Genomic DNA, 24,978 nt, shown 5'->3' on the forward strand with positions numbered 1-24,978 from the left:
GGCCGGATGACGGTCAACTGGGAACTGGGCGGACCGGTTTCAAGGACTTGGCGCCACCGTAACCCGCACCCGCTAGACTGCATTCAGTCGACCCCCACAGGACTCTCCGCATGGCCATCCAACCCGGCGACACCATCCCCGAAGTGGTGCTCAAGCACATCGACGACGGCATCCAGGCGATCGATACCCCGACCCTGTTCAACGACAAGAAGGTGGTGCTGTTCGCGGTGCCCGGGGCCTTCACCCCGACCTGCTCGGAGCGCCACCTGCCGGGATTCGTGGAGCACTTCGAACAGTTCCGGGCGCGCGGGATCGAGGTCGCCTGCCTGGCGGTCAACGACCCGTTCGTGATGAAGGCCTGGGGCGACAGCCTGCACGTGCCCGAGGGCCTGCGGATGCTGTCCGACGGCAACGGCGACCTGGCGCGGGCCCTGGGGCTGGAAATGGACGCCAGCGCCTATGGCATGGGGACCCGCGCCAAGCGCTTCGCCCTGTACGCGGAGGACGGCGTGGTCAGGAAGCTGTTCGTCGAGGCGCCGGGCGAATTCAAGGTCTCCAGCGCCGAGCACGTGCTGGCCAACCTGGACTGAGCGGCCGGCGCCGGGCGGGACACCGCGGCCGGCAGGCCTTCGCGCCCTCAGCGCACCACCCGGAACCGCACCCGCGTCCAGGCGCCGCTGTCGGCCAGTGCGGTCAGCGTGTGCGCCCCGGGCTCGCCGAACTCGCGCAACAGCGGCCGCGTGCCGCGGGTCTCGCCGATCCAGCGGCCGTCGAGCAGCCACTGCACCCGGCCCGGCGCACCGAGCGCTCGCAGGGACAGCCTGGCGCCATGGGCACTGCCCGGCGCGCGCGCCAGGGTGGCGCCGTCGTCGAGCCCGTCGATGCGCAGCGACGCGACCGCGTCGCGGCCGTCCGGCGCGCAGTCCGGGGCCAGCGCCGGCAGGGTCGAGGCCCGCCGCGTGGCTGCCGGCAGCCACGGCGACAGCAGCGCCGGCCAGCGCGCGATCTCGGCCTCGCGGGCGTCGTGCGGCCCGGCACAGGACGCCGACAGCCGCTGTCCGGTGCCGGCGTCGACCGTGAAGCGCTGCCGCCCCGTGCTCCACAGCCGCGCGTCGCGTTCGGCGAACGTGGGCGGTACCGCTCCGCCGAGCACCCAGGCCTCCAGCCGCCGCTGGCACAGCGCCGCCGGCTGAGCGTCGGCCGCCGTCCCCAGCGGCCAGCAGACGTCGCGACGCGCCACCTCCGGCGGCGGCGGTGGGGCTGCGCGACCGCGCGGCAGGGTGTCGAAGACCTCGAACAGCAGCGGCAACGCGGTGATCGCTCCGTACTGCCCCGGCAACGGCGTGCCGTCGGGACGGCCCACCCAGACGGCCACGGTGTACTTCGCGGTGGCGCCCAGCGCCCACGCATCGCGGAAGCCGTAGCTGGTGCCGGTCTTCCAGGCCACCCGCGGCCTACCGCCGCGGTCGAAGGTGTCGCGGCGCTCGCCGGGGCGCGGGTTGGCGGCAAGGATGTCGGTGACGATCCAGGCCGCCCCCGGTGACATCAGCCGCCGTTCGAGCGGCGCCGTATCGCCGGTATAGCGCACCCGGCCGGCGATGCCGCCGCGCTGCAGCGCCGCTTGGGCGCCGGCCAGGTCCTCGAGCGTGGCGCCGGTCCCCCCCAGGATCAGCGACAGGTTGGGAACGGCGCCGCGCGGGAAACGCAGGGCGATGCCGGCGTTTTCGAGCCGCGCCGCGAAGCGCGCCGGGCCGACCCGGTCGAGCAGGTCCACCGCCGGCACGTTGAGCGAGAGCCGCAGGGCAGTCGCCGCCGACACCGGACCGTTGAACGCCGCGTCGAAGTTGCCCGGCCGGTAGTCGCCGAACGCCTGCGGTGCATCCACCAGCAGGCTCTCCGAGTGGATCAGGCCGTCGTCCAGCGCCATCCCGTAGAGGAACGGCTTGAGCGTGGACCCGGGGGAACGCAGCGCGCGGACCATGTCGACGTGGCCGAGCCGGGCGCGATCGCCGAACGCCACCGAGCCGACATAGGCACGGGCCTCGAGGCTGGCGTTGTCGACCACCAGCAGCGCCGCCGAGGTGCGCGGCGGCAGCTCGGCGAAATAGGCCGCAACGCGCTCCTCCAGCGCGCTCTGCAGGGCCGCATCGATGGTGGTGACGATGCGCGCGCTGCGCGGGCGTTCGTCGCGCAGGCGCTGCGCCAGCAGCGCGGCGTGCAGCGGCTGGCGCAGGCTGCGCGAGACCACCGGCTCGATGCGCGCGTCCGCGATCGCCGCGCGCGACCACACCCCGCTGGCCGCCATGCGCGCCAGCAACTTGTCGCGGGCGGCGCGCGCCGCCTCCGGGTGGCGGTCCGGGCGCAGCCGGCTGGGCGCCTGGGGCAGCACCGCCAGCAGCGCCGCCTCGGCCCGCGACAGGCGCGCCGCGGGCTTGCCCAGGTAGGCCCAGCTGGCGGTCTCGACCCCCTCGATGGTGCCGCCGAACGGCGCCCGCTCCAGGTACAGGACCAGGATCTCGCGCTTGGACAGGCGCGCCTCGAGCTGCAGCGCGCGCAGCATCTGCCGCAGCTTGGCGCCCAGCGCGCGGGTACGGCCGTCGGCCGGTGGATCCAGGATCCGCGCCACCTGCATCGTCAGGGTCGAGCCGCCGGAGACGATCCGACCGCCGCGCGCCCACTGCAGCCCCGCGCGCAGCAGCGCGAGCGGATTGACCCCGGGATGGTGCCGGAACCAGCGGTCCTCGTAGGTCAGCAGCGCCTCGAGGTAGAGCGGCGAGACGCTGTCCGGATCCGCGGGATGGCGCCAGACCCCTTCCGCGTCGGCGAACGCACGCAAGGGCGTACCGTCGCGCGCCACCACCAGGGTGCTGGTGTCGCGCGCCCGCGGCAGCGGCGGCGGAAAGGCCAGGTCGAGCACCAGCAGCGCCAGCAGCGCGCTGACGCTGCCCCAACGCAACCAAGGCAGCAGCCGTCGCCACCCGCGCCGACGCCCGGAGCCGGCCGCATCCGGCGCGGCTCCGGGAACGCCGTGGTCGCCCTGGTCGGTCCCATCGCGCTGGCCAGTACCCAAGAGCGGCCCCCTGCTCCGCTACGGCTGGACCACGGTGATCGTCTCCGGCACCGCGCGCCCCACCCCACGCAGCTGCGGGCGGTACATGTCCTCCACCAGCGGCGGCGGCACCGCATAGCTGCCGGGCGTCACCGCCCGGACCAGATAGAACACGCGCGCGGTGCGTCCGGAATCGAGCGCCAGCGCCGCCACGTAGCGATCGTCGCGGTATTCCTCGTGGCGGATATCGGCCGCCCCCGCGCGCTCCGACAGCTCCACGCCCTGCACCGTCACCCCCGCCCATTGCTCGGTGTCGCCGAGGTTGAAGTTCTCGATCTCCAGGCCCGAGGGCAGCAGGTCGGTGAGCAGCGCGTCGGGCATGGCGCGGTCGGCGGTAACCGATACCGCCACGATCAGCGCCTCGCCCTCCTTCAGCGGGCCCGGCGTCCAGGGCTTGCCGTCGGTGCGGTAGAGGCTGCGCTCGACCTTGAGCGTACTGAAATCCGGCTCCGGGGCGCGGCGCGGCACGCCGGCCACTTCCAGGCTGGCGTACATCGGCGGCTCGCCGCGCGGTTCGAAGCGCACCCCGCGCGTAAGCGCGGCGAAGTCGAAGCTGCGCCCGAACACCCGGGTGGCGGCCACGGCTTCTTCGGTATCGCCGGTCCGCAGCAGCCCGGACACCCGCCGCTGCTGGTCGCTGGCCAGGGCCCGCCCGAGCCGCGCCAGTGCGATCTGCTCCTGGGTGCTGAGGTAGACCCAGCGCTGGCTGCGGCGCGCGTCGAGTTCGCGGCCGACCTCGACCGCGCGCGCGACGTAGGCGGGCTTGGCGGCGTCGCGCTCGGCGACCAGGGCGATCATCAGCGCCGAGTCGCGCAGCGCGCTGCCGTAGTCGGCCAGGTAGCGCGGCCGGCCGTCGTCCATGGCGAAGCCCTGGGCGATGGCGCGGTCGCCGCGCGCGGTGTCGCCCTGCAGGCGCAGCGCCAGCCCCAGCTGCACCAGCGGCAGCGCGGTCAGACTCCGGCCGCGGTCGCTGTCGTACAGCGCGCGCAACGTGCCCAGCGGCGCCCGCCCCAATCGCGCCAGCACGTAGCCGGCATGCGCCTGGTAGGCCAATTTCAGATGCTGGCGGTGGTCCTGGCCATAGAACTCCTGGCCGCCGGCCAGCAGATCCTCGTTGAGCCGCTCCAGTGCCTTCTGCAGCACCGTCTCCGGCACCGCGAAGCCGGCCTCGCGGGCCTCCAGCAGGAACTCGGCGATGTACGGCGTCAGTGCCGGGGCGACCCCGCCCTCGCCGCCCCACATCGAGAAGTGCCCGTTCGCCGCCTGCATCGAGGCCAGGCGCCCGAACGCGCCCTCCACGAAGCGGCGGCGCTGCTCCGGCTCGACATCGCGGATGCCGAGCATCCGCACCGTGTCCGGATCCAGCATCAGCGCGGCATAGCCGCGGCTGGTGGTCTGCTCGGCGCAGCCGTACGGATAGTCCAGCGCGCCCTGCAGCGCGCTGGCGTAGGGGATCGGCGGCAACGCGCTGACGCTCATCCGCGCCTGCACCGATCCCGGCATCAGCCCCTCGGCCAGCGCCGCATCCATGGTCACCGGCGCGAGCGGATCCAGGGCCCGGGTCTGCGCCCGAAGCACCGCCGGCCAGCCGGCGCGCACCGGCAGCTCGTAGCGCCGGTCCACGCGCTCGCCGTTGCCCTCCACCCGTACCCGGACCTGCGCCACGGCGTAGTCACTGGCGGCGGCCAGCGGGAAGCTGAGCGTGGCCTTGCCTTCGGCCGCCAGCGTCGCGGTGCGCGTGCCCTCGCCGATGCTCACCGGGCCTTCGCCGTCCACCCGCACCGAGAACTCGCCGGCCTTGCCGGTGTAGTTGGTCAGGTCGAGCGTGACCGTGCTGCGGTCGCCCGGCGCCAGCACCCGCGGCATGCTCGCCTCGGCGACGATCGGCGCGCGCACCACGGTCTCGCGGGCGCGGCTGCCGTAGGCGCGGGCGGAATAGACCAGCGCCGAGACCCGCAGGGTGCCGTTGAAGTCGGGTACCTCCAGATCCACCCTGGCGTTGCCGTCGGCGTCGAGCTTCACCGGGCCGGCGAACAGGTCCACCGTCTGCACGCGCGCGGTCGGGCGCCGCGCCTGCGGCAGCGCATCCAGCGCCATGTCGCCGCCGAAGCGCAGCCGCGCCAGTCCGCCCTCGTAGCTCTCGATCACCCGGCCGTAGACGTCGTAGGCGTCCACCCCGAAGCGCCGCTGGGCGAAGAAATGCGCCAGCGCATCGGGCACCGGGAACCGGGTGATGTTGAGAATGCCCACGTCGACCGCCGAGACCGTCGCCCAGGCCTCCTTGCCGGCCAGCTGCGGGGCGCTGACGTTGACCCGCAGCGGCCGCTCCGGACGGACCCGCTCGCGCACCGACAGGCCCACCGCCACGCGCCGGTCGCCGCGCTCCATGGGCACGTGGGCGATGCCGACCGCACGCGCCGGCGTCACCTTGCTGGCGGCGCTGCCGCCGCGGAACACCAGCGCGGTCACGTAGACGTCGTGGCGCTCCCAGTCTTCCGTCACCGGGATCTCGAACTCGCTGCCCGCCTCCGCCTCGATCGCCTGCACGTACAGCAGCCGGTCGGACTCGACCAGCAGCAGGCCCCTGCCGGGATGCGGCGGCGTCACCGTCACCTTCAGGGTGTCGCCGGCGCGGTAGCCGGTGCGGTCCAGCGCCAGCTTGACCTTGTCGGGGCGCGCATCCAGTCCCCGGTTCTGGTCGCCCCAGCTCCAGCCGGCGCGGAACGGATAGCGCGTGGTCAGCCCGGTGCCGGGGTCGAGCACGTCGATCCGGTATTCCCCCCACTCCACCGGGAAGTCGAGCCGCAGCGCGGTGGCGCCGGCGCCGACGGTGCGGGTCTCGAGCTTCTCGAAGCGGCGGGTGAACTCGTAGTCCCAGCCGCCTTCGGGGTCGTGGCGCCAGTGGTAGTCGCGGTGCTCGCGCACCAGGGTGACCTCGAGCCCCTGCGCCGGCCTGGGCTCGCCGGCGGCGTCCACCCGGACCAGCTCGAAGCCGGCGTTGGCGTTGGCCGCGCTGCCCTCGGCGTCGTCGAACAGCGGGCGCAATCCGACCAGCGCGTCGGCCGGCCACAGCACCCGCTCGAGGCTGCGGTTCACGGTGCGGCCGCCGGTCTCGTACAGGCTGCCGGTCACCAGTGCCGAGAGCGGGGTGACCGGCTTCGCCTCCTCGGGCAGGGCGATGTCCACCTCCAGCACGCCCTCGGCATCCAGTTCGCCGTCCACGACCTCCTTCGGCTCGCGCGGCAGTTGGACGGTGGGATCGCCGAAGAAGTAGTCCGGCAGCGCCTCCACCGGATGTTGCTCGACCGACACCGCCAGGGTCGCGGTGAACCGGTTGCCGGCCGCCGGCGCCCCGTAAAGGTATGCCCCGGTGGCGCGCAGCTCGAGCGGCCGGCCGGGCGCCAGGCGCGGCGCGGCGCTGTCGAGCTCGAGCTTCATCCGCTCCGGCAGGAACTCCTCGATCCGCAGGGTCATCCCCTGCACCGCCTCGGCGCTGCCCGGATCGGTGCGGAACTCGACCTGCCAGCGGCCGGTCGCGGCATCCACCGGGATTTCCCGCTCGAGCCGGTAGTAGCCCTGCGGGCCCGCCTCCAGCCGGGTCTCGAACAGGATCCTGCCGTCGGGCTGCTTCAGCCGCGCGAACAGCGGCTGCCCGGCGCCGTCTTTCGCCGCCACCGGCGCGCCGTCGTGGTCGCGCAGCAACGCCGAGATCCGCACCGTCTCGCCGGGACGGTAGAGGTCGCGCCCCGACCAGGCGAATACGTCGAACCAGGCCTGGCCGCGCCCGCCGACCGCGAACTCGGACAGGTCCAGCGCCGGCTGGTTGAACGGCAGCACCGAGACGTCGCTGCCGCGGCTGGCCACCAGCACGTGGGCCGCGTCGAGGGCGTAGTCGAGCAGCGCGTTGCCGTTGCCGTCGGTCTCGCCGCGGAACACCGTCTCCCCGGCCTTGTCCAGCACCCGCAACTCCACCCCCGCCACCGCGCCACCGCTTTCCAGCGAAGCGGTGTGCACGAACAGCCGCTCCTGGTAGGCACGCGCGTGCAGGCCGATGTCGCTGACGCTGAAGAACGCGGTCTCGAACTCGCTCTCGAACGAACCGGTGCGCTTCATCACCGCGAAGTACAGCCCGGGCTGCTGGAGTTCCTCGATGCCCTGAAGCGGCAGGTAGGTGAGCACCCGCTCGTTGCGTTCCCCGCCGAGGATGAAGCGGTTGACGTAGACCGGCTCGGCCAGCTGCGCCAGGGGGCGCTGCTCGCGGTAGTCGTTTTCCAACTCCCAGCTGCCGCGGCGCCCGCCGCGCTGGTACTGGGCGAAGAACGCCGGCAGCGCGCGCTCGCGCACGCGCAGGAACTCGACATCCACCTCGGGGACGTTCAACGACACCACCGGCAGGCCGCGGCTCTCGCGCGCCGGCAGCACGCTGCCCTGCGATGCGAAACCGACTGCGGGCTCGAGGTCGCCGGTATGGATGCGTCGCTCGACGGTCTCGCCCAGGCGGGTGCCGTCGGTCGCGGTCAGGTCCGCGGAGATGCGGACGGTGTAGTCGCGGTTGGCCTCGACGAACGGGAAACGCAGGGTGCGGCCGTCCTCGTCCAGGGTCCAGCTGCTGTCGCCCTCGACCGGCCCGGCGAAGGTGACCAGCGCGTCGAAATCCTGGGTGCCCACCAGCGGCTGCGAGAACTCCAGCGCGATCGCCAGGCCGTCGCGGCGCTGGTCAGGCCACGCCCGCGCCAGCCCGAAGCCCTCGATCGTCTCGCGTTCGGCCTGGATGGCCTCGCCGCTCGGCGCCGGCAGCTGTCCGGTCTCGTCGCGTCCGCAGCCAGCCAGCAACAGCAGCGCCAGCAGCATGAATGAGACTCGGCAATGCCGCGCCGCGGACGCAAGCCTGTGGATCATCGGGAAGCCCCCTCCTGGAGTGGCCCGAGTATAAACGCGCGTCGTGGAGCCACACGGCCGCGAAGGCCGCGGGTGGTTGCGGGTAGGTGGTGGCGATGCCAAGTGCCGGCCGACGACGTCGGCTTTCGCGTGCATGGCACGCTCCTCCGCGTGTCGTCCGAGCGCCTGCCGGGCGCTTCGGTCACCAAGCGGGTATCGGGGGAGCGACTGACCGGAGTGCCCGGCAGGCGCTCCCCCGCGACCGTGCGGAGCGCCGCACCAGGAACTCAGGCCTCCGGCCGCAGCTCCGGACCCGGCTGCTCCACGGCGCTCTCGACTTCGTCGTCGAGCGAGGCGTCGACCCGCTCCACCGCCTGCAGGTTCTCGTCGGAGGCGAGCCGCATCAGTGTCACGCCCTGGGTGTTGCGCCCCACCTGCGAGATCTCCGAGGCGCGGGTCCGCACCAGCGTGCCGCCGTCCGAGATCAGCAACACCTCGTGGTGGTCGCTGAGCTGGATCGCACCGACCAGATGGCCGTTGCGCTCGCTGGTCTTGATCGCCAGCACGCCCTGGGTGCCGCGCCCCTTCTTCGGGTACTCGGCGACCGGCGTACGCTTGCCGTAGCCGCGCGCGCTCGCGGTTAGGATGTCGCCCTCGCCCTCGACCACGATCAGGCTGCAGACGCACTCGCCCTCGGCCAGGCGGATGCCGCGCACTCCCGCCGCGGTCCGACCCATCGAGCGCACCGAGGCCTCGTCGAAGCGCACCGCCTTGCCGTTCGAGGCGAACAGCATCACGTCGCGGCTGCCGTCGGTGATCGCCGCGTCCACCAGCGCATCGCCCTCGTCCAGCCGGATCGCGATCTTGCCGCGCTGCAACCGGTAGGCGAACTCGGTCAGCGGCGTCTTCTTGACGGTCCCGTTGCGGGTCGCGAAGAACACGAATCGGCCGTCCGCGTACTCGCGCACCGGCACCACCGCCTGCACCTGCTCGCCCTCCTCCAGCGCCACCCAGTTGACGATCGGGCGGCCGCGGGCGTTGGGCCCGGCATCCGGCAACTGGTGCACCGGCAGCCAGAACACCCGCCCGGCGCTGGTGAAGGTCAGCAGCGTGTCGTGGGTATTGACCAGCCACAGCCGGTCGATGAAATCCTCTTCCTTGGTCGCCGCGGCATTGCGGCCGCGGCCGCCGCGCTTCTGCGCGCGGTAGGCGCTGACCGGCTGGCGCTTGGCGTAGCCGGCATGCGACAGCGTGACCACCACGTCCTCGGGGGCGATCAGGTCGAGAATGTCGAGGTCCTCCTCGCTGGCGCGGATCTCGCTTCTGCGCGCGTCGCCGAACTCTTCCTTGAGGTTGCGCAGTTCGGTGCGGATCACCTCCATCAGCAGATCCGGATCCTCGAGGATGCCGATCAGCCCGCGAATCGCGTCGAGCAGCTGCCGGTATTCCTCGGTCAGCTTCTCCTGCTCCAGCCCGGTCAGGCGGTGCAGGCGCATTTCCAGGATCTGCTGGGCCTGGACCTCGGTGAGCTGATAGCCGCCGGCCAGCAGGCCGACCCCGTCCGGCAGGTCCTCGGGCCGCGAGGACTCGGCGCCGGCAGCCTCCAGCAGCGCCCCGACCAGGCCGGGCTGCCAGGTGCGGGCGAGCATCCGCTCCTTGGCGACCTGCGGGTTCTCGGAGGTCTTGATCAGCTCGATCATCTCGTCGATGTTGGCCAGCGCGACGGTCAGGCCCTCGAGGATGTGCGCGCGGTTGCGCGCCTTGCGCAGCTCGAAGATGGTCCTGCGCGTGACCACCTCGCGGCGGTGGCGCACGAACGCCTCGAGGATCTGCTTCAGGTTCAGCAGCTGCGGGCGGCCGTCGACCAGCGCCACCATGTTGATGCCGAACACCGATTCCAGCTGGGTCTGCTGGTAGAGATTGTTGAGCACCACCTCGGCCGAATCGCCGCGGCGGATCTCGATGTAGATGCGCATGCCGTCCTTGTCGGACTCGTCGCGCAGCTCGCTGATGCCCTCGAGCTTCTTCTCCTTCACCAGCTCGGCGATCTTCTCGATCAGCCGGGCCTTGTTGACCTGGTAGGGGATCTCGGTGACGGCGATCGCCTCGCGGCCGTTGTCGGCCACTTCGATCTCGGCGCGCGCGCGCATGCGCACCCGGCCGCGGCCGGTGCGGTAGGCCAGATGGATGCCGCCGACGCCGTTGATGATGCCCGCGGTGGGGAAGTCCGGCCCGGGGATGTGCTCCATCAGGCCCTCGATGTCGATCTGCGGATCGTCGATCAGGGCGATGGTGGCGTCGACCACTTCGGCCAGGTTGTGCGGCGGGATGTTGGTCGCCATGCCCACCGCGATGCCGGCCGAGCCGTTGACCAGCAGGTTCGGCACCCGCGCCGGCAGCACCGACGGCTCCTGTTCCTTCTCGTCGTAGTTGGGCTGGAAATCGACGGTCTCCTTGTCGATGTCGGCCATCAGCTCGTGCGACAGCCGCGACATCCGCGCCTCGGTGTAGCGCATCGCCGCGGCCGAGTCGCCGTCCACCGAGCCGAAGTTGCCCTGCCCGTCGATCAGCATGTAGCGCAGCGAGAACGGCTGCGCCATGCGCACCAGCGTGTCGTAGACCGCGGAATCGCCATGGGGATGGTATTTGCCGATCACGTCGCCGACGATGCGTGCCGACTTGTAGTACGGCTTGTTGCTGTGCGCGCCGAGTTCGTTCATCGCGAACAGCACCCGGCGGTGGACCGGCTTGAGGCCGTCGCGCACGTCCGGGAGCGCGCGCCCCACGATCACGCTCATCGCGTAATCGAGGTAGCTGCGGCGCATTTCGTCTTCGAGGTTGACGGGGATGATTTCTTTCGCGGAATCGACCATCTAGGGTGCTTGCATCCTGGCTGCGCGGGCCCTCGCGGGCGGCCGCCGGGCGGTTCCCGGCGACTCGCCGCGCGGCCGCATCGGCAACGCGTTGAAAAGACGTGAAATCATACCACGCCAGCCCCGTTCACGCGAGCCGTTTCTGCCTGCAAAACAATGACTTAGCAAGGGGCGGGCGTGGAGAGGGCAGAAACGCGCGATCGCGCCCCGCCGAGGCGCCCGCCGTGGCCCGGCTCAGGCGCCGAACAGCGCCCGCATCGACGCTTCGTCCGGACGGTCGACCACGCCCTTCTCGGTGACGATGGCGTCGATCAGCGCCGCCGGAGTGACGTCGAAGACCGGGTTCCAGGCGCGCACCCCGTCGGCGACGGTGCGGCTGCCGGCCACGCCCAGCAGCTCGGCCGGGTCGCGCTCCTCGATCTCGATGGCCTCGCCCGAAGGGGTGGCCATGTCCACGGTCGAGGACGGCGCCACCACCATCACCTTCTTGCCGTGGAAGCGCGCCGAGATCGCCAGCTGGTAGGTGCCGATCTTGTTGGCGACATCGCCGTTGGCGCAGATCCGGTCGGCGCCGACCACCACCCATTGCACCTCGCCGTTGCGCAGCAGGTGCGAGGCGGCGGCGTCGGCGATGAGCGTGGCGTCGATGCCGTCCTGCTGCAGTTCCCACACCGTCAGTCGCGCGCCCTGCATCCACGGCCGGGTCTCGTCGGCGAACACCCGGCCGATCCGGCCCTGGGCCACGCCCGCGCGAATCACCCCCAGCGCGGTGCCGAAGCCTGCGGTGGCGAGCGAGCCGGTATTGCAATGGGTCAGGACCCCGGAACCGGGCGCGATCAACGCCGCGCCCAGCTCGCCCATGCGCCGGTTGGCGGCCAGGTCCTCGGTCTCGATGCCGCGCGCTTCCCGCTCGAGCGCGATGCGCCAGTCGCCGCCGGCGAGCAGCAGCGCGGCGCGCATGCGCGCCAGCGCCCAGGCCAGGTTGACCGCAGTCGGGCGCGCGGCGTTGAGCCGCTGCAGCGCCGGCTCGAGCAGCGGCGCGGCCGCGGCACCGTCCTTCGCCTCCACCGCGCGCGCGGCCAGCACCACGCCCCAGGCGGCGGCGATGCCGATCGCCGGCGCCCCGCGCACCACCAGCTCGCGGATCGCGGCGGCCACCGCGTCGCTGTCGCCGCAGGCGATGTACTCCTCGGCGAACGGCAGCCGGCGCTGGTCGAGCAGCTCCAGCGCCTGGCCGGTCCAGCGGATCGGACGGATACGGTCGTAGCGGGCGTAGTCGATGGTCTGGGTCATCGCGCAAGTGTAGCGGCGCCGCGGCGCCGCCCGCGCGAGGGCGCGCTCAGCGCACTTCGAACTCCGCCCCGCAGCCGCCGTCCACCCACACCCCGCCGCGGTCCCAGCCCCAGTTCTGGCGCTGCACGCAGCGGGTGCGCGACAGTTGGCGCAGCAGCCGCACCTCGCTTTCGACCACCGCGTTGCAGCGGCGGTGCCGGTTGCCTGCGGACTCGCAGCGCACCAGCGTCGGTGCCGACCCCGCGGGCGCCCTCGCCGCCGCGCCGACCACGAATTCCCCGCGACAGCCGCCCGCCACCCAGACTCCGTGGCCGTCGTAGCCCCAACTGCTTCCCTGGATGCACTCGGCCGGCGACAGCTGCCGGACCAGGCGCACCCCCTGGCTGGTGTCCGCCTGGCAGTAGTAGCGGCGGTTGTCGCGCGACGCGCAGCGCAGTGGCGCCGGCGCCTGGTTCGTCGCCGCGGCGGGCGGATCGCTCCCACCCGGCCACAGCGCACAGCCGCCGCACCCGAGCGTCGCCGCCAACACCACCGCAGACCGCAGGCCCTGCCTCATCGCCCCTCCCACGCGCTCGACTGAGGACAATCTAACCGCTCACGGTGAAGCCTGGCCGTGCACGTGCCTCGGCCGGCTCAGGCGCGCGCGAATTCGAAGGCGAGCACATCGGCGATCCGCGGGGTATCGAGCAACGCCATCATCAGCCGGTCCACGCCCAGGGCCACCCCGGCACAGTCCGGCAGCCCATGCTGCAGCGCGTCAAGCAGCCGCGCATCGACCTGGGGCAGCGGCAGCCCCCGCGCCGCGCGCGCCTCCAGCTCGCCGGCGAACCGGGCGCGCTGCTCGGCGGGGTCGGCGAGCTCGTGGTAGCCGTTCGCCAGCTCGAGGCTGCCGAGGTACAGTTCGAAGCGCTCCGCCACCGGCGCCGGATCGGGATCGCCATCGTCCGCGCGCACCCTCGCCAGCATGCACTGCGAGGCCGGATAGTCGCGCACGACGAGGATCGAATCGGGATCCAAGCCGGGCTGGATCCGGTGGGTCATCAACAGGTCGAGCCAGTCGTCGCGTCCAAGGCCCGCCGGGTCGATGGCGAGGTCGCCCAGCGCCGCGCGCAGTTCGTCATCACCGGCGCACATGGGGTCCAGGCCGAGCCGGTCGCGATAGAGCCCGCGATAGGTCCATTGCCGGACCAAGGCCTGCCGCCCCGCCAGCGCCAGCGCGGCCTGCACCAGCGCCACCGTCTCGTCGATCAGCCGCAGGTGGTCCCAGCCGGTGCGGTACCACTCGAGCATGGTGAACTCGGGATTGTGGCGGCCGCCCGCCTCGCCGTCGCGGAAGACCCGGCCGAGCTCGTAGCAGTCGCCGATGCCCGCCGCCAGCAGGCGCTTGAGCGGGTGCTCGGGCGAGGTCCGCAGCCAGCGCCGCGCCGCGCCGGCATCGCGATGACCGCTGAAGTCGAGCGCGAACGAGGCGATGTTCGGCTCGGTATTGCCGGCCTGCGAGAGTACCGGCGTCTCCACTTCGAGCACGCCGCGATCGGCGAAGAACGCGCGAACCGCGGCGTTGAGCCGGGCGCGCAAGCGCAGGACCTCCAGGGCCGCCGAGGGGCGCCAGCCGGCGGGTTCCGCCACCCCGCTCACGGTCAGCGGCCCTCATCCATGCCGGTGCAGGAATTCCAGCAGCCGCGCCTCGTCCCAGATCTCCACGCCCAGTTCCTCGGCCTTCGCCAGCTTCGAGCCCGCCGATTCGCCGGCCACCACGAAGCTGGTCTTCTTCGACACGCTGCCCGCCGCCTTGGCGCCGAGCGCCTCGAGTCTCTCCTTCGCCTCGTCGCGGGTCATCGCCTGCAGCGTGCCGGTCAACACCACGGTGCGGCCGTCCAGCGGCCCGGCGACGCCCGCGCCGCCTGCAGCGCCTGCAGGCATCCGTTCCAGCAGGGTGCGCTGCATCCGCGCCGCCGCCAGCAACACACCGGCATTGCCCTCCTCCGCCAGCCAGGCCACGAACGAATCAGCAGCCTCGCCCGGCAGCCCGGCGGCCACCAGCTTGTGCGCCGGCGCCTTGCGCAGCGCCGCGGCGTCTGCGAACGCCGCGGCAAGCTGCCCGGCGCGCACCGCGGTGATCCGCGGGATCTCCAGGTCGGCGAGCAGCGTGGCCAGGTCGAGGCCGTCGCGCAGTTTCGGCGAGGGCGGATGGCTATCGCCGATGCGGACCCCACGCGCCAGCAGCGCGTCGATGACCTGCTGGTTGCCGGGCTGGTCGAGGAAATGCCCGAGCGCGCGCGCGACCTCGCCGCCGATGTCCGGCACCCGCTTGAACAGCGGCCAGGGCGTGCGCCGGATCAGCTCCAGTTCGCCGAACCACGCCGCCAGCGCCTTCGCCGTGCTCTCGCCGACGTGCTGGATGCCGAGCGCGAACAGGAACCGGGCCAGGGTGGTTTCGCGGCTCCGGGCGATCGCCTCGACCAGGTTCTCCGCCCATTTGGTCGCCACCTTGCCGGCCTTGACCGTTTCCGGCGTGGTCCCGTCCCGCTCGTCGGCGCGGCGCTTCATCTCCAACAGGTCGTCGAGCCCGAGACGGTACAGGTCGGCGACCGACTCGAGATAGCCGAAGTCCACCAGGTCCTCGATGTAGCGCTCGCCCAGGCCCTCGATGTCCATCGCCCGCCGCGAGGCGAAATGGCGGATCGCCTCCTTGCGCTGCGCCGGGCAGCTGAGTTCGCCGGAGCAGCGCCAAACCGCCTGGCCCTCCTCGCGCACGATCTCGGCGCCGCAGACCGGGCAGGCTGCCGGCATCTTCCAGGGGCGCGCCGAAGGCGGCCGGTGCTCCGGGATCACCGAAACCACTTCGGGAATGACGTCGCCGGCGCGGCGCACGATCACCGTGTCGCCAACGCGCACGTCCAGGCGTTCGATCTGGTCGGCGTTGTGCAGGGTGGCGTTGGTGACGTTGACGCCGGCCACCTGCACTTCGCGCAGGCGCGCGACCGGCGTGACCGCGCCGGTGCGGCCGATCTGGACGTCGATCGCCTCGACCACGGTCGACTGCTCCTGCGCCGGGTACTTGTGGGCCAGCGCCCAGCGCGGCGCCCGCGAGACGAACCCCATCTCGCGCTGGCCGCGCACGTCGTCGAGCTTGTACACCACACCGTCGATGTCGAACGGCAGCCCGTCGCGGCAGCCGCCGATGCGGCGGTAGTAGTCGAGCAGGCCGTCGGCGCCGGCGACCACCTCGGTGAGCGCGCTGACCGGAAACCCCCATTCGCGCAAGCGCTCGAGCACCCCGGAATGGGTGTCCGGCAGTTCCCTGCCTTCGACCAGCCCGGCGCCGTAGGCGAAGAAGCTCAGCGGGCGCTGCGCGGTGACGCGCGGGTCCAACTGGCGCAGCGAGCCGGCGGCGCCGTTGCGCGGATTGGCCAGCACCTTGCCGCCGGAGGCGCGGGCGCGGGCGTTGTAGGCCTCGAAGTCCGCGCGCGGCATGTACACCTCGCCGCGTACCTCGAGCACCCGTGGCCAGCCCTTGCCGCGCAGCTTCAGCGGGATCGCCTTGACCGTGCGCAGGTTGGCGCTCACGTCCTCGCCGGTGGCGCCGTCGCCGCGGGTGGCGCCCTGGACGAAGGCGCCGCCCTCGTAGCGCAGGCTGATCGCCAGGCCGTCCAGCTTGGGTTCGGCCGAGAACACCGGCGCGTCGCGTTCCAGGCGCTCGGCGATGCGGCGCACGAAGTCGCGCACCTCCTGTTCCTCGAAGGCGTTGCCCAGCGACAGCATCGGCACCGCGTGCCGCACCTCGGCGAATTTCGCGGAGGGGGCGGCGCCGACCCGGCGGGTCGGCGAGTCGTCGCTGGCCAGCTCCGGATGCCCGGCCTCGAGCGCTTCGAGTTCGCGCATCAACGCGTCGTACTCGGCGTCGGGGATCTTCGGCTCGTCGAGCACGTGGTAGCGGTAGTTGGCGTCGTCGATCAGGCGGCGCAGTTCGGCGGCGCGGGCGGCGGGCTTGGCGGGCATCGGCGGATTCTAACCGGCCGGCTGCTGGCGCGAGGTCGAGTCTCCGCCCGGGCTGCAGCTCCGTGCCGCCTGCCCGAGACAGGGACGCCCGGGCGGACCTACCAGCGCGGGCTGCGGGTCAACGGCGGGGCCTCGCGCTGGCGGTCGTAGGCGCGCAATTCGTCGCGCAGGTGGGCGACGCGTTGTCGCCCCAGGGCATTGCGCTGTTCGTCCAGCAGCACCCCGTCGAGCAGTTCCGCCATGCGCTGCGCGGTCGGCTGCATCGCGTCCCAGGCGTCCAGCGCGCTGACCGGTGCCGGCAGGGTCAGGAAGAACGCGATCGCCGGCGTTTCCAGCGACTGGATCTCGGCCATCTCGAAACTGCCGGGCTTGCGGATGTTGGCGACGCTGAAGATCGGCCCGCGCTCCGGGTGCCCCTCCACCAGCCGGTGGAACACGTTCATGTGGCCGTAGGTCAGGCCGGCCTTCTCCGCCGCCACCACGATGTCGGGCCCGCGCAGTACCTGTCCGGCGCGCGCCGCGATGTACAGCGTGACGATCTTGTCGAAATCCTCGCTGACCCGTCGCCCCAGTTCCGCGTTGGGCGTGGCGGGCTCGCCGACCGCGCTGTCGAACAGCTCCATCTCGGCCTGCACCGCCTCCTCGGCGGCCCCGCCGTTGCCGGCCAGCTCCTCCTCCAGCTGGGCGCCGAGGGTCGGTTCCATGCGTGGGCGCTCGCCGCGCTGCTCGGCCTTCAGCCGCCGGCCCTGCGAGTTCTGCCGTGGCCGGGTGCCGAAGTACCAGATCGCCGCCAGCAGGAACGCACCCGCCAACAGGATCCCGATCCGCAACAGCCACTCGTCCGACATCGTCATCTCCTCGGGGTTGCACAGCCGCCGCCGTCCGGCCGCGGCCGGCGACGCGCCGCCGCGCTCAGGCCGCGCCGGCCAGCCGCGCCGCCTCGGCCAGGTCGACCGAGACCAGGCGGCTGACGCCGGGCTCGCGCATGGTAACGCCCGACAGCTGCCGTGCGGCCTCCATCGTCGACTTGTTGTGGGTCACGAACAGGAACTGCACCTTCTCGCTCATCTCCGTGACCATCGCGCTGAAACGCCCGACATTGGCCTCGTCGAGCGGCGCGTCGACCTCGTCCAGCAGGCAGAACGGCGCCGGGTTGAGCTGGAAGATCGCGAACACCAGCGCCACCGCGGTCATCGCCTTCTCGCCGCCGGAGAGCAGCGAAATATTGGACACGCGCTTGCCCGGCGGCCGCGCCATGATCGCCACTCCGGTGTCGAGCAGGTCCTCGCCGGTCAGCTCCAGGTAGGCGTGGCCGCCGCCGAACAGGCGCGGATACAGCTCCTGCACGCCCGAGTTCACCCGGTCGAAGGTGTCCTTGAAGCGTCCGCGGGTCTCGCGGTCGATCTTGCGGATCGCATCCTCCAGCGTCTCCAGCGCCGCGGTGAGGTCGGCGTCCTGGCGGTCCAGGTATTCCTTGCGCTCGGCGGCCTCGGCATGCTCCTGGATCGCCGCCAGGTTGACCGGCTCCAGCCGGCGCAGCCTGGCATCGAAGTCGGCGACCGCCTTCTCCCAGGCTGCCGGCTCGGCGTCGGCGGCCAGGCCGCCGAGCACGGCCTCGAGCTCGAACCCGGCCTCGGTCACCGCCGCGGACAGCTGCCCGGTGCGGATCTCCAGCGCCTGCTGGTCGAGCCGGCGCTGCGAGATCGCCTCGCGCTGCGCCAGGGCCTGCTCGTCGCGCTGCTGCCGCACCTGCTCGAAGCGGCGCAGTTCGTTCTCCACGCCCTCCAGCGCGGCCCGCGCGGCGTTGAGCGCGTTGTCGGCGACCACCCGCTGCTCCAGCGCGCTCTGGCGCTCGGCCTCGAGGTCGCGGACCGGGGCATCGCCGTCGGCGAGCTGCGCGTTGAGCTGCTCCAGGCGGCTGTCGAGCTGGCCGCGCTGGCCGCCCATCCGCTCCAGCGCCTGGGTCAGCGCCTGGACCTGGGCGCGCTGGGATTCCAGCGTCAGCGCCAGCGCGTGCGCCGCATCGCGGGAGCCGCGGGCGGCGTCGCGGGCGGCGTCGCGGGCCTCCGCCAGGCGGCGGCGCTCGGCCTCCAGCCCCTGGCGGGCGGCTTCCAGCTCCGCCATCCGCGCCACCGCGTCCTCGAGCCTGCCGCGCGATTCGCGCGTCTGCAGCGCGCCGGCGTCCAGGGTCTCGTGCAGCTGCGCCAGCTCCTCGTCGATCCTGGCGATACGGTTGCGCGCCGAGTCCAGCCGGCCCTGCTGGCTCTGCAGCTGGCCGGCCAGTTCGGAGACGCTGCGGTGGGCCAGGTACTGGGCCCGCTGCGCGTCCTCGCGCTGCTGTTCGGCCGCCAGCAGGCGGTCGCGGCGGGCGGTGATCTCAGCCTCCAGCGCCGCCTCGCGCTCCTGCAGCGCGGCGATCTCGGCGCGCAGCTCCTGGATCTCGCGCTCGCGCAGCAGCGCACCCTGCTTGGCCGCGCCCGAGCGCAGCACCCGCACCCAGCCGGCACCGAGACGCTCGCCACCGCGGGTGATCACCGAGTCTCCCGGATCCAGCCCGGCCTGCAGCGCCCGCGCCTCCTCCAGGGTCTCGGCCACGTGCAGGCGCGCCAGCAGGCGGCGGATCGCCAGCGGCCCGCGAACCCTGGCGGCCAGCGAGGTCGCGGCGAAGTCCGCGGCGCCGGCGTCGGCCGCCACCAGCGCCAGGCGGCCCTCGCCGAGATCGCCGAGCGCCCCGACCAGGGCCTGCGGGTCGTCGACCAGCACCCCTTCGATCAGCTGCCCCAGCGCGCCCTCGACCGCGTTCTCCCAGCCCGGCTCGACCTCCAGCCGTTCGCCGACCCGGGCCGCGGAATCCAGCCCCTGCCGCCGCAGCCATTCCACCGCGGCGCCCTGCTCCTGGCCCAGCGCCGCGTGCTGCAGCGTCTCCAGCGAGGACAGCCGGCCGCGCGCCTCCTGGGCGCGCTTGCGGGTCTCCGAGATCTCGTTCTGCGCGCTGCGCTGCTCGTCCTGCAGCGCCAGCGCGGCCTGCTTGCGCGCCTCGAGGTCGGCGGCCAGGGTTTCCAGCCCGGACTTCTGTTCGTCGTGCCGGGCCTGCACCCCCTCGAACGCCTCCGCCAGCGCTTCCAGGTCAAGCCCCGCGCGCTCGGCGGTCAGCGCGTCGCGGCGGCGGTCCGCCTCCAGCGACTGCCGGTCCAGGTAGTCGACCCGGGTGCGCTCGACCTCGGCCCCGCGCGCCGCCTCGGCGCTCTCGCGGGCGTGCCCGTCCCAGCGCTGCTGCCAGTCGGCCAGCGCGGTCTCGGTGTCGCGCAGCGCCTCCTGGCGCGCCTCGTCCTCGGCCTGCAGCTGCTCCAGACGCGGCTCGGCCTCGACGATCGCCGCCTGCAGGGCCTCGAGCCGCTGCTGGTCGCCGCTGATGTGCTCGCCGATCTCGGCCAGGGCGCCCTGTGCCTCCTCGTGGGCACGGCGCAGCCGTTCGGAAAGGTCGCGCTGGTGGGCGATCTGCTGCTCGACGCGCGCGAGCACGCTGCCGACCTCGTAGACCCCCGCCTGGGCCCGGTTCAGGGCCTCGCCGGCCTCCTGCTGGCGCACCCGCCCGGTCTCGATCTCGCGTTCGGCCTCGCGCTGCTCGGCGATCAGCTGCTGCAGCCGGGTCTCCTCCTGGGAGAGCCCTTCGCGCAGCGCCTGCAGCTGCGCGTTCACGCCGCGGTACTCGAGCGCCTTCCACTCGGCGTCGCGCACCTTGCGCTCGGCCTGGATCGCCGTGTACTGCTCGGCCTGGCGGGCCTGGCGGGCCAGGTGCTGCAGCTGCTTGCCGACCTCCTCGCGCAGGTCGTTGAGACGGTCGAGGTTCTCGCGGGTGTGGCGGATGCGGGTCTCGGTTTCCTTGCGCCGCTCCTTGTACTTGGAGATGCCGGCGGCCTCTTCCAGGTACACGCGCAGGTCCTCGGGGCGGGCGTCGATGATCTGGCTGATCATGCCCTGCTCGATGATCGAGTAGCTGCGCGGGCCCAGGCCGGTGCCGAGGAACAGGTCGGTGATGTCGCGGCGGCGGCAGCGGGTGCCGTTGAGGAAGTAGTTGCTCTGGCCGTCGCGGCTGACGGTGCGCTTGACCGAGATCTCGTTGAACGCGGCGTACTCGCCGCTGATGGTGTGGTCCGAATTGTCGAACACCAGCTCCACCATCGCCTGCGAGACCGGCTTGCGCGCCGAGGACCCGGAAAAGATCACGTCGGTCAGCGAATCGCCGCGCAGGCGGCTGGCGGTGCTCTCGCCCATCACCCAGCGCACCGCGTCGATGATGTTGGACTTGCCGCAGCCGTTCGGCCCGACCACGCCGGTCATGTTGGTCGGCAGGTGCAGCGTGGTGGGATCGACGAAGGACTTGAATCCGGACAGCTTGATCGTGGACAGGCGCATGCGGCGGTCAGAAGGCCTTGGCGGGCCGCGGCCCCGCCGCGGCGCACGAAATGAGAAAAAAGATCAATAAAGATCCGTAACCGATTGAACAAATAGCATGAACCGCGACGAATCGCCGCGGCCAGGAACGAGTATACGGGGACCCGCGAACCCGCGTCAGCCTTGCCCCGCTGCGCATTGTCCGCGGGACTGCCGCGATCGACCTGGCCGCGCGCACGCCGCCGTCGTGGGCCACCGCCCGCGCCACACCTGGGACCGCCCTCCCCCGCAGCGCGGGGCTTTCCCGGCTGCGCGGGCCCCGGGGCCCGGGTCCAGCCGCTGCACGCTCCCGGCGACCGGCAGCTGCCCGGGGCGACGGGCAGGCACAATCGCGAAATGTCCAGCTCTCCGCCGCCCGCCGCGCGCCAGAACCCGAGCCTGCGCGAGCGCTTCCACGCGATGCGCAACCTGCCGCCGTTCCTCAGGCAGGCCTGGGCGGCGAGCCCGGGGCTGGCCCTGTCCAGTCTGGGGCTGCGCGTGGTGCGCGCGTTTCTGCCGATCCTGATGCTCTACGTCGGCAAGCTGATCATCGACGAAGCGGTACGGCTGGTCGCCCTGGATCCGGGCTTCGACTCGATCGGCGCGGCCTGGCGCGGCGGCCTGCTCGATCACCTGCTGTGGCTGCTGGCGCTGGAGTTCGCGCTGGCGATCCTCTCGGACCTGCTGGGCCGGCTGGTGGCCTACGCCGAGGCGCTGCTGTCGGAACTGTTCACCAACGCCACCAGCGTGCGGCTGATGGAGCACGCGGCGACGCTCGACCTGGAGGACTTCGAGGACCCGGAACTGCAGGACCGGCTCGATCGCGCCCGGCGCCAGACCATGGGGCGGATGAACCTGATGGGGCAGCTGGCCGGGCAGCTGCAGGACGCGATCACCGTGGCCAGCTTCGCGATCGGCCTGCTGGTCTACGCGCCGTGGCTGATCCTGCTGCTGGCGGTGGCGTTGATCCCGGCGTTCGTCGGCGAGGCGCACTTCAATGCGATGAACTACACGCTGAACTTCCAGTGGACGCCGGAGCGGCGCCAGCTGGAGTACGTGCGCCAGACCGGCGCCAGCGTCGAGACCGCCAAGGAAGTGAAGATCTTCGGCCTGCACCGGTTCCTGATCGCCCGCTACCGCGGCCTGGCCGAGGGCTTCTTCCGCGCCAACCGCGCGCTGGCGCGGCGGCGCGCGTTCTGGGGCACGCTGCTGGCCGCGCTCGGCACCCTGGGCTACTACGTCGCCTACGCCTACATCGCCTGGCGCACGGTGCGCGGCGACTTCACCATCGGCGACCTGACCTTCCTGGCCGGCAGCTTCCGCCGCCTCCGGCAACTGCTGGAGGGCCTGCTGACCGGGTTCTCGCAGGTCGCCGGACAGGCCCTCTACCTGGACGACCTGTTCTCGTTCTTCGCCATCGAACCCGAAATCCGCTCGCCGGCGCAGCCGGCGCCCTTCCCCAGGCCGATCGCGCGCGGCTTCGTGTTCGAGGGCGTCGGCTTCCGCTACCCCGATGCCGAGCACTGGGCGGTGCGCCACCTCGATTTCGAATTGCGTGCGGGCGAGGTACTGGCGCTGGTCGGCGAGAACGGCGCCGGCAAGACCACCGTGGTCAAGCTGCTGGCGCGGCTGTACGACCCCGACGAGGGACGGATCCTGCTGGACGGCCGCGATCTGCGCGAATACGACCTGGACGAGCTGCGCGCCAACACCGGGGTGATCTTCCAGGACTTCGTGCGCTACCACCTCACCGCCGGCGAGAACATCGGGGTGGGCAGGGTGGACGCGATGGACGATGCCGCACGGATCCGCGACGCGGCGCGCAGGGCGATGGCGGACGAGGTGATCGAGGCCCTGCCCGGCGGCTACGGGCAGCTGGTCGGCCGGCGCTTCCGCACCGGCGTGGACCTGTCCGGCGGCCAGTGGCAGAAGATCGCCATCGCCCGCGCATACATGCGCGACGCCCAGGTGATGATCCTCGACGAGCCCACCGCCGCGCTAGACGCGCGCAGCGAGTTCGAGGTGTTCCGGCGCTTCAAGGAGCTCTCCGAGCGGCGCACCGCGGTGCTGATCTCGCACCGCTTCTCCAGCGTGCGCATGGCCGACCGGATCCTGGTGCTCGACCGCGGCACCCTCGAAGCCAGCGGTACCCACGCCGAGCTGATGGCGCAGGGCGGCCGCTACGCCGAGCTGTTCGAGCTGCAGGCGGCCGGCTACCGCTGAGCTCCCGCGCCGGCGCGCCGCGGGAGCGCGGCTCAGAACAGGCTGCCCTGGTCGTCGGCGGGGGCCGAGTAGTCGAGCCGGCCGTCGACGATTCGCGCCGCGCCGCTCCAGGGATGCGCCTGGCTGCGGCCGCCCGGCTGCAGGTGCACGACCTCCCAGCCACGCGCCTTGAAATCGTCGGAGACCAGGGCGCGGTGGCATTGCCACCACAGCACCTCCGCGCACATCACCGCGGTCGGCGCGGCGGCGGCGAGCGCTTCCAGCCGGGTCCGGCCGGCCGCGTAGCCCGAAGTGGCCATGTAGTCGGCATAGCCGCGGAAGCTCGCGTTGCGCCAGCCGGTATTGGGCGAGTCCGGCCGCGCCGGACGCCTGCCGCCGAGTTCCGTGAAGGACTCGTAGGCGATCCCGGCGCGCGGCAGCGCCTTGGCCATCGCCTCGGCGGCGTACTGGGGGTGACGCCGCGAGCCCGGGTAGCGGCGCACGTCGGCCACTGCGGCAATCCCCGCCTCCCGGAGCAGCGCCACGAAGGCGTCCCAGTCGTGGGTGGAATGGCCGACGGTCCAGAGCCTGCGGGTCATGCCGGCAGTCTGCCCGGCCCCCGGCAAAGGCGGTGTCGAGGCCGCCACCGCCAGGGCGTTCCGGTTCGTCGGCTACAATGTGCGCAGTCCGCTTCGCTTCCTCCCCGCATGTCAGCCGCCTTTGGCACCGAGACGGTGCTGGACGTCCGTCACTGGACGGACGACTACTTCAGCTTCACCACCACCCGCGACGACGGTTTCCGCTTCGACAACGGCCAGTTCGTGATGATCGGCCTGGAAGTCGACGGCAAGCCGCTGATGCGCGCGTATTCCATCGCCAGTGCGAACTGGGAGGAACAGCTGGAGTTCTTCAGCATCAAGGTGCCCGACGGGCCGCTGACCTCGCGGCTGCGGCACGTGCGGCCCGGGGACCACATCCTGATCGGCCGCAAGCCCACCGGCACCCTGCTGATCCACGACCTGCACCCGGGCCGCAGCCTCTACCTGCTGGGTACCGGCACCGGTCTGGCGCCGTTCCTGGCAGTGATCAAGGACCCGGCCACCTACGAGCGCTTCGAGCGGGTGATCCTCTGCCACGGCGTGCGCCATGCCGCCGACCTGGCCTACCGGGAGTACATCGTCAACGAGCTGCCGCGACACGAGTTCCTCGGCGAGGAGATCGCCGCCAAGCTGCGCTATTTCCCCGCCGTCAGCCGCGAGGATTTCGGATTCGACGGTCGCGATCACCGCGGCCGCCTCACCACGCTGATGGAAAGCGGGCGGATGGCCGACCTGCTCGGCATCGAGCCGCTGGATCCGACCCGCGACCGGGCGATGATCTGCGGCAGTCCGCAGATGCTGGCCGACTTCCGCGTCCTGCTCGATGGCCGCGGCTTCACCGCGGCGCCCCGCATCGGCGTGCCCGGCGACTACGTGTTCGAGCGCGCCTTCGTCGAGAAATGACCGCCACCCCGGTCCTGGCCGGGTCCGCATTCACCCCACCGCGGGACGCCGTTCACCGCCCGCCGCGGGGCGCGTAGAATGGCCGCGCCCACCGCTTGCGGAGAACGAAGATGAAGATCCTGGTCGCCGTCGACGGCAGCGACATCAGCCTGCGCGCGGTCAAGTACGCGATCCAGCTCTCCGGCCGGCTCGCGGAGCCGGCGAAGCTGACCCTGCTGGCGGTGGACCCGCCGCTGTTTCCGGGCGTGGAGAAGAAGATCGGCAGCGCCGCCGCGCAGCGCCTGCACGACGACAACCACGAGCACATGCTGGCGCCGGCGCGCCGCGCCCTGGCGCGGGCGAAGCTCGAGGTGACCGAGCGCGCGGAGATCGGCGAGATCGCCGACACCATCCTCGCCATCGCCCACAAGCCGCGCGTCGACATGATCGTGATGGGCTCGCACGGCCGTACCGCGGTCAAGGGCGTGCTGCTGGGTTCGGTGTCCAGCAAGGTGATCGCGCAGACCGACGTTCCGGTCACCATCGTCCGCTGAGCTTCCGCTGGCTCTGCGCCCCCGGTGGGCGCGCCGCACCATCGCGACATGCACGCGAAGGCCCGCGCCGCCGGCTCGCCCGGGATCGCCGCCACCCGGGCTGCAGCCAACCGCGGCTTCCGCGTGGAATGGCCGCACCCTGCGGTGGACAC

General features: G+C 72.3%; 14 protein-coding genes. 4 read left to right on the plus strand and 10 right to left on the minus strand.

The features are described from left to right. Window positions 1–110: 110 nt before the first annotated feature. Window positions 111–590 carry a peroxiredoxin gene (locus tag QFW77_RS09480; protein ID WP_280574352.1) on the plus strand — a complete coding sequence of 160 codons (480 nt, stop codon included), beginning with the start codon at window positions 111–113 and terminating at the stop codon, window positions 588–590. A 47-nt stretch (window positions 591–637) separates the two neighbouring features. Here QFW77_RS09480 and pbpC read toward each other — a convergent pair whose 3' ends face one another. The 9 genes from pbpC to smc all read right to left on the minus strand — a co-directional run bounded on the left by pbpC (window position 638) and on the right by smc (window position 20,571). Further along, entirely contained in the window at window positions 638–2,956 is a 2,319-nt protein-coding gene (gene pbpC / locus QFW77_RS09485; protein WP_280574354.1) for a penicillin-binding protein 1C, read from the minus strand. Between the two features lie 132 nt (window positions 2,957–3,088). Beyond that, complete coding sequence (locus tag QFW77_RS09490; RefSeq protein ID WP_425603307.1) at window positions 3,089–8,008, minus strand: alpha-2-macroglobulin family protein; 4,920 nt, start codon at window positions 8,006–8,008, stop codon at window positions 3,089–3,091. Window positions 8,009–8,274: 266 nt separating this feature from the next. Further along, window positions 8,275–10,860, minus strand: coding sequence for a DNA gyrase subunit A (gene gyrA / locus QFW77_RS09495; protein ID WP_280574357.1), 2,586 nt, complete (start codon window positions 10,858–10,860; stop codon window positions 8,275–8,277). 234 nt (window positions 10,861–11,094) lie between these two features. Beyond that, window positions 11,095–12,153 carry an S-methyl-5-thioribose-1-phosphate isomerase gene (gene mtnA / locus QFW77_RS09500; RefSeq protein ID WP_280574359.1) on the minus strand — a complete coding sequence of 353 codons (1,059 nt, stop codon included), beginning with the start codon at window positions 12,151–12,153 and terminating at the stop codon, window positions 11,095–11,097. A gap of 46 nt (window positions 12,154–12,199) precedes the next feature. Continuing rightward, window positions 12,200–12,709 (minus strand): DUF3011 domain-containing protein, encoded by a 510-nt coding sequence (locus QFW77_RS09505; RefSeq protein ID WP_280574361.1) that lies wholly within the window; start codon window positions 12,707–12,709, stop codon window positions 12,200–12,202. 77 nt (window positions 12,710–12,786) lie between these two features. Then, window positions 12,787–13,782, minus strand: a complete 996-nt coding sequence (gene epmA / locus QFW77_RS09510) for an EF-P lysine aminoacylase EpmA (protein ID WP_280574395.1) — start codon at window positions 13,780–13,782, stop codon at window positions 12,787–12,789. A 21-nt stretch (window positions 13,783–13,803) separates the two neighbouring features. Beyond that, window positions 13,804–16,155: an NAD-dependent DNA ligase LigA gene (ligA, locus tag QFW77_RS09515; RefSeq protein ID WP_280574362.1), complete on the minus strand. Its 2,352-nt coding sequence runs from the start codon at window positions 16,153–16,155 to the stop codon at window positions 13,804–13,806. Between the two features lie 98 nt (window positions 16,156–16,253). Next, window positions 16,254–17,003: a cell division protein ZipA gene (zipA, locus tag QFW77_RS09520; RefSeq protein ID WP_280574364.1), complete on the minus strand. Its 750-nt coding sequence runs from the start codon at window positions 17,001–17,003 to the stop codon at window positions 16,254–16,256. Between the two features lie 64 nt (window positions 17,004–17,067). Then, complete coding sequence (gene smc, locus QFW77_RS09525; RefSeq protein WP_280574366.1) at window positions 17,068–20,571, minus strand: chromosome segregation protein SMC; 3,504 nt, start codon at window positions 20,569–20,571, stop codon at window positions 17,068–17,070. Window positions 20,572–20,946: 375 nt separating this feature from the next. Here smc and QFW77_RS09530 point away from each other — a divergent pair, with 375 nt between their 5' ends. Next, entirely contained in the window at window positions 20,947–22,812 is a 1,866-nt protein-coding gene (locus tag QFW77_RS09530) for an ABC transporter ATP-binding protein (RefSeq protein ID WP_280574368.1), read from the plus strand. Window positions 22,813–22,844: 32 nt separating this feature from the next. Here QFW77_RS09530 and QFW77_RS09535 read toward each other — a convergent pair whose 3' ends face one another. Then, window positions 22,845–23,390: a DUF488 domain-containing protein gene (locus QFW77_RS09535; RefSeq protein ID WP_280574370.1), complete on the minus strand. Its 546-nt coding sequence runs from the start codon at window positions 23,388–23,390 to the stop codon at window positions 22,845–22,847. Between the two features lie 108 nt (window positions 23,391–23,498). Between QFW77_RS09535 and QFW77_RS09540 the strand changes: the two genes are divergently transcribed. Together QFW77_RS09540 and QFW77_RS09545 are read left to right on the plus strand one after the other, a co-directional pair. Then, on the plus strand, window positions 23,499–24,293 hold the full coding sequence (locus tag QFW77_RS09540) for a ferredoxin--NADP reductase (RefSeq protein ID WP_280574372.1): 795 nt from the start codon (window positions 23,499–23,501) through the stop codon (window positions 24,291–24,293). Window positions 24,294–24,403: 110 nt separating this feature from the next. Then, on the plus strand, window positions 24,404–24,826 hold the full coding sequence (locus QFW77_RS09545; RefSeq protein WP_280574373.1) for a universal stress protein: 423 nt from the start codon (window positions 24,404–24,406) through the stop codon (window positions 24,824–24,826). Window positions 24,827–24,978 lie beyond the last annotated feature (152 nt).

This window comes from Luteimonas endophytica, from assembly GCF_029887875.1.
GTDB lineage: Bacteria > Pseudomonadota > Gammaproteobacteria > Xanthomonadales > Xanthomonadaceae > Luteimonas > Luteimonas endophytica.

What these genes read in the sequence shown, in the direction of transcription:
- QFW77_RS09480 (WP_280574352.1), top strand. Translation starts at nt 111, where the DNA reads ATGGCCATCCAACCCGGCGACACCATCCCCGAAGTGGTGCTCAAGCAC.
- QFW77_RS09490 (WP_425603307.1), bottom strand. Translation starts at nt 8,008, where the DNA reads ATGATCCACAGGCTTGCGTCCGCGGCGCGGCATTGCCGAGTCTCATTC.
- gyrA (WP_280574357.1), bottom strand. Translation starts at nt 10,860, where the DNA reads ATGGTCGATTCCGCGAAAGAAATCATCCCCGTCAACCTCGAAGACGAA.
- mtnA (WP_280574359.1), bottom strand. Translation starts at nt 12,153, where the DNA reads ATGACCCAGACCATCGACTACGCCCGCTACGACCGTATCCGTCCGATC.
- QFW77_RS09505 (WP_280574361.1), bottom strand. Translation starts at nt 12,709, where the DNA reads ATGAGGCAGGGCCTGCGGTCTGCGGTGGTGTTGGCGGCGACGCTCGGG.
- ligA (WP_280574362.1), bottom strand. Translation starts at nt 16,155, where the DNA reads ATGCCCGCCAAGCCCGCCGCCCGCGCCGCCGAACTGCGCCGCCTGATC.
- zipA (WP_280574364.1), bottom strand. Translation starts at nt 17,003, where the DNA reads ATGTCGGACGAGTGGCTGTTGCGGATCGGGATCCTGTTGGCGGGTGCG.
- smc (WP_280574366.1), bottom strand. Translation starts at nt 20,571, where the DNA reads ATGCGCCTGTCCACGATCAAGCTGTCCGGATTCAAGTCCTTCGTCGAT.
- QFW77_RS09530 (WP_280574368.1), top strand. Translation starts at nt 20,947, where the DNA reads ATGTCCAGCTCTCCGCCGCCCGCCGCGCGCCAGAACCCGAGCCTGCGC.
- QFW77_RS09535 (WP_280574370.1), bottom strand. Translation starts at nt 23,390, where the DNA reads ATGACCCGCAGGCTCTGGACCGTCGGCCATTCCACCCACGACTGGGAC.
- QFW77_RS09540 (WP_280574372.1), top strand. Translation starts at nt 23,499, where the DNA reads ATGTCAGCCGCCTTTGGCACCGAGACGGTGCTGGACGTCCGTCACTGG.
- QFW77_RS09545 (WP_280574373.1), top strand. Translation starts at nt 24,404, where the DNA reads ATGAAGATCCTGGTCGCCGTCGACGGCAGCGACATCAGCCTGCGCGCG.